This window comes from Cumulibacter manganitolerans (assembly GCF_009602465.1).
Lineage (GTDB): Bacteria > Actinomycetota > Actinomycetes > Mycobacteriales > Antricoccaceae > Cumulibacter > Cumulibacter manganitolerans.
This window is the reverse complement of the sequence record NZ_WBKP01000103.1, coordinates 1-3,342: the sequence shown is the minus strand read 5'-3', so window position 1 is coordinate 3,342 and position 3,342 is coordinate 1. Positions and strand designations below refer to the sequence as shown.

Sequence of the window (3,342 nt, the reverse complement as noted above, 5' to 3'; positions counted from 1 at the left end):
ACCCGCCCGGCGCCCAGGTCGCGGGCCGTCTGCAGCACGCGGCTGCGCATGGCCGCGGCGCCGACCCGGTGGGTGCCGTCGGAGAGCACGTGCGCGGCGTCCGGGCCGTCGGCCAGCCAGGCCAGCGCCGGCATCGCCAGCCAGGCCTCCGCGAGGCCGGCCCACTGCCGCTCGACCGGCTCGTCGAGCCAGTCGTCGTAGCGCGGCGTCGGCAGCCACACCGGTTCGTACGCCGAGGTGTGCGCCAGCAGCCCGGCGGCGGCGGTCACGTGCAGCAGCAGGTGGGTGGTGGGGAGGTCCACGCCCAGCTGCTTGGCCAGCCGCTTCACCTCGCGGGTGCCCATGCCGCCGCTGCGCAGCACCCGGGGCTCGTCGGCGCCGATGTGGCGCAGCAGCTCGGCCGCGAGCCGGGTCGCCTCCTGCAGGTTGGTGGCGCCGGCGCCGTCGGCGTCCTGCTGGGTCAGCGTGGCCGTCTCGGGCGGCGGCGGCGCGAGCCGCGCCGCGCCCAGCGTCGCGGCGCCGCGCAGCACCATGCCGACCTCGCGGGGCAGCTCCAGGTGGCTCGGTCCGACGTACGCCAGTAGCCCGTGCGCCAGCAGCCACCGGACCGGCGGCGTGGACGAGTCGGCGACGTCGGGCAGCCGGTCGGCGTTCGCCAGCTCACCGGTGGGGATCGCCCCGCTGAGCCGCTCGAGCACCGCGGCGGCGCCGTCCGGCGCCGCGTCGATGAGCGCGCGCACGGCGTCGGGGTTGCGCAGCCGCTCGCAGACCAGCGCCGTGGCGCCCGGCTGGGAGGCGTACGGCAGGCCCAGATGGCGCATCACCGTGCGGATGTCGTCGCTCGGGTAGGCGATCAGCAGCTCGGCGGCCGGTCGCCCGAGGCCACCGACGAACCTGCTCGCCGCCTCCCGCACCGCCGAGGTGACGTTGAGCGCGTCGTCCGCGCCCCACACCAGGGCGAGGGCGCGCAGCCGGTCGACGGCCTGCTGCACGTCGTCGCGGCCCGCGCCGACGAGCATGCCCAGCACGTCGTCGACGCCGGCCGGGCCGGTCGCCAGCAGCAGCCCGTCGAGGACCTGCAGGTCCCACGCGTCGAGGTCGTCGAGGGCGCGGCTGACCGAGATGCGAACCGACAGGCGCGAGGCGAGCGCCGAGAGGTCCTGCGGCGGCGGGAACGCGACGTCCGGGCGACCCCGGACGAGGCGGGCGAGGAAGGCGTCGTCCTGGCGGGCCAGCCAGTCCGCGAGCGTGCGGGGCGGGCGACTGGTCATCCGTATCACGGTAGTACGCCGTGGGGTCGGCGCGCGGCGAGCACCGGTAGGCTGGGCAGCAGCACCGGATCGCGGCGGCGGGTCGCCGCCGCGCCAGCAGGAGGAGAGGCCCATGGCCACCGAGGTCGTTCGCAAGCAGCACCGTGAGCTGGAGACCATCCACCCGACGTGGCCGGCCGGGCCGGGCGAGCACGCCGTCACCGAGCTCGTGTCGTCGGTGACCGGCGCGCTGTCGCCGTTCGGGGAGGACATCCGCTTCCCGCTGCCGATCGCCGCGCTGCGGTACGAGCACCCGACCGCGCGGCCTGCCCGCTGAGGTGACCGGCGGCCTGGTCGTCGGGTTCGACCTGGACATGACCCTGGTCGACTCGCGCCCGGGGATCGCGGCGATCCTGCACCGGCTGAACGCCGAGTCGGCGTACGGCATCGACGTCGAGCGGCACGTCGAGGTGCTCGGGCCCCCGCTGTCGCACATGCTCTCGCCGTATCTGGCCCCCGAGCAGCTCGAGCCCGCCATCGCCCGCTTCCGGGCGCTGTACCCGAGCGTCGCCGTGGAGCCCACCGTCGTGCTGCCCGGCGCCCGGGCGGCGCTCGCCGCCGTGCGGGAGCTCGGCGGCCGGATCGTGGTGCTCACCGGCAAGCACGAGCCCAACGCGCTGCTGCACCTGCAGCACCTCGACCTGCCGTACGACCGGCTGATCGGCGACCGGTGGGAGTCGGGCAAGACGGAGGCGCTGCGCGAGGAGGGCGCCGACGTCTACGTCGGTGACCACGAGGGGGACATGCGCTCGGCCAAGGCGGCCGGGGCCGTCGCGGTCGGTGTCCCGACCGGCGGCATCGGACCGGAGGCGCTGCGGGCCGCGGGGGCCGACGTCCTGCTCACCGGCCTCGACCAGCTGCCGGGCTGGCTGGCCGCCACCTACGGCTGAGCCCGACTAGGCTTGGCTGAGCAGATCCGGCGCGGTCGCGCCATCGATGAAGTGAGGGACTTGTGCCAAGCGGACGTGTGAAGTGGTACGACGCCGAGAAGGGTTTCGGCTTCGTGTCGCAGGAGAGCGGGGACGACGTCTTCGTGCCCAAGTCAGCCCTGCCGACCGGTGTCGGCGAGCTCAAGAAGGGCCAGCGCGTCGAGTTCGGCATCGCCGACGGACGCCGCGGCCCGCAGGCGCTGTCGCTGCGGGTGCTCGACCCGGCCCCCTCCGTCGTCGCCGCCACCCGCCGCAAGCCCGAGGAGCTCACCCCGATCGTCGAGGACCTCATCAAGCTGCTCGACGACGTCTCCAACCAGCTGCGCCGCGGCCGCTACCCCGACCGCTCGCACGGCAAGAAGGTCGCGACGGTGCTGCGCGCCGTCGCCGACGACCTCGACGCCTGAGCCGCCTCGCCCGCGAGGGTCAGGAGACCCGCGACACCAGCACCGTCCAGATGCCCGCCGAGCCCTTCGCGTCGCACTTGGCGTCCTCCGGCAGCGCCACGATGACGAAGTACCGGCTCGGGACGGCGTCCGAGGTGGTGAAGCCGTCGAAGCTGCGTTTCGTGCCGACCGGCACGTTGCCGATCTGCTGATACGGCACCGGTCCCTCCCCGGAGTCGCTGACCGACCAGATCTGGATCGTCCAGCCGGCGTCCGCGACCTCCTTGGGGACCTCGACGGTGACCTTCGTGTCCGGCTTGACCTCCAGGGCCGCGGTCGACGCCTTGTCGCCGGCGAGCTCGGCGTGGCCTCCGACGCAGTACAGCGTCGGCTCGACGGTGGTCTTGGCCTCGCCGGCGGCGATGCTGATCTGCGGCTTGGGGTCGGCTCCCGAGCAGGCCGCGAGCAGGGCGCTGAGGGCGAGGACGGCGGCGACGATGACCGGGCGCGCGCCGCGACGGCGCGTGCCGGGGATGGGTGAGCTCACTCGGAACGATCTCTCGGGGTCGGTGGGGGTGGCGGGCGGAGCCCGGCGGCGCGGAAGTCCGGCAGCGCCTCGGTCGGGCGGACGGAGGGTGCCGGCGTGGACAGCCAGTCCTGAGCGGGCGGGCGGTCGTCCGGAGGCGCTGGGCGGTCGTCGTGCGCCGGCGGACGGCG

Annotated in this window: 4 protein-coding genes and 1 pseudogene; 3 read left to right on the top strand and 2 right to left on the bottom strand. The window is 75.1% G+C overall.

What is annotated here, in order from left to right:
• Positions 1–1,271, bottom strand: a pseudogene (locus tag F8A92_RS18205) (hypothetical protein); the annotation flags it as partial.
• 112 nt (positions 1,272–1,383) lie between these two features.
• Here F8A92_RS18205 and F8A92_RS18200 point away from each other — a divergent pair.
• The 3 genes from F8A92_RS18200 (at position 1,384) to F8A92_RS19435 (ending at position 2,646) form a co-directional block, all read left to right on the top strand.
• Positions 1,384–1,587, top strand: coding sequence for a hypothetical protein (locus tag F8A92_RS18200; RefSeq protein ID WP_153506598.1), 204 nt, complete (start codon positions 1,384–1,386; stop codon positions 1,585–1,587).
• Between the two features lies 1 nt (position 1,588).
• Positions 1,589–2,200 (top strand): HAD family hydrolase, encoded by a 612-nt coding sequence (locus F8A92_RS18195; RefSeq protein WP_228389573.1) that lies wholly within the window; start codon positions 1,589–1,591, stop codon positions 2,198–2,200.
• A 62-nt stretch (positions 2,201–2,262) separates the two neighbouring features.
• Positions 2,263–2,646, top strand: coding sequence for a cold-shock protein (locus tag F8A92_RS19435; RefSeq protein ID WP_153506596.1), 384 nt, complete (start codon positions 2,263–2,265; stop codon positions 2,644–2,646).
• A 19-nt stretch (positions 2,647–2,665) separates the two neighbouring features.
• Here F8A92_RS19435 and F8A92_RS18185 read toward each other — a convergent pair whose 3' ends face one another.
• Positions 2,666–3,172 carry a DUF2771 family protein gene (locus F8A92_RS18185; RefSeq protein ID WP_194291586.1) on the bottom strand — a complete coding sequence of 169 codons (507 nt, stop codon included), beginning with the start codon at positions 3,170–3,172 and terminating at the stop codon, positions 2,666–2,668.
• Positions 3,173–3,342: the final 170 nt, after the last annotated feature.

Coding starts and splice junctions, on each gene's coding strand:
- F8A92_RS18200 (WP_153506598.1), top strand. CDS start 1,384: ATGGCCACCGAGGTCGTTCGCAAGCAGCACCGTGAGCTGGAGACCATC.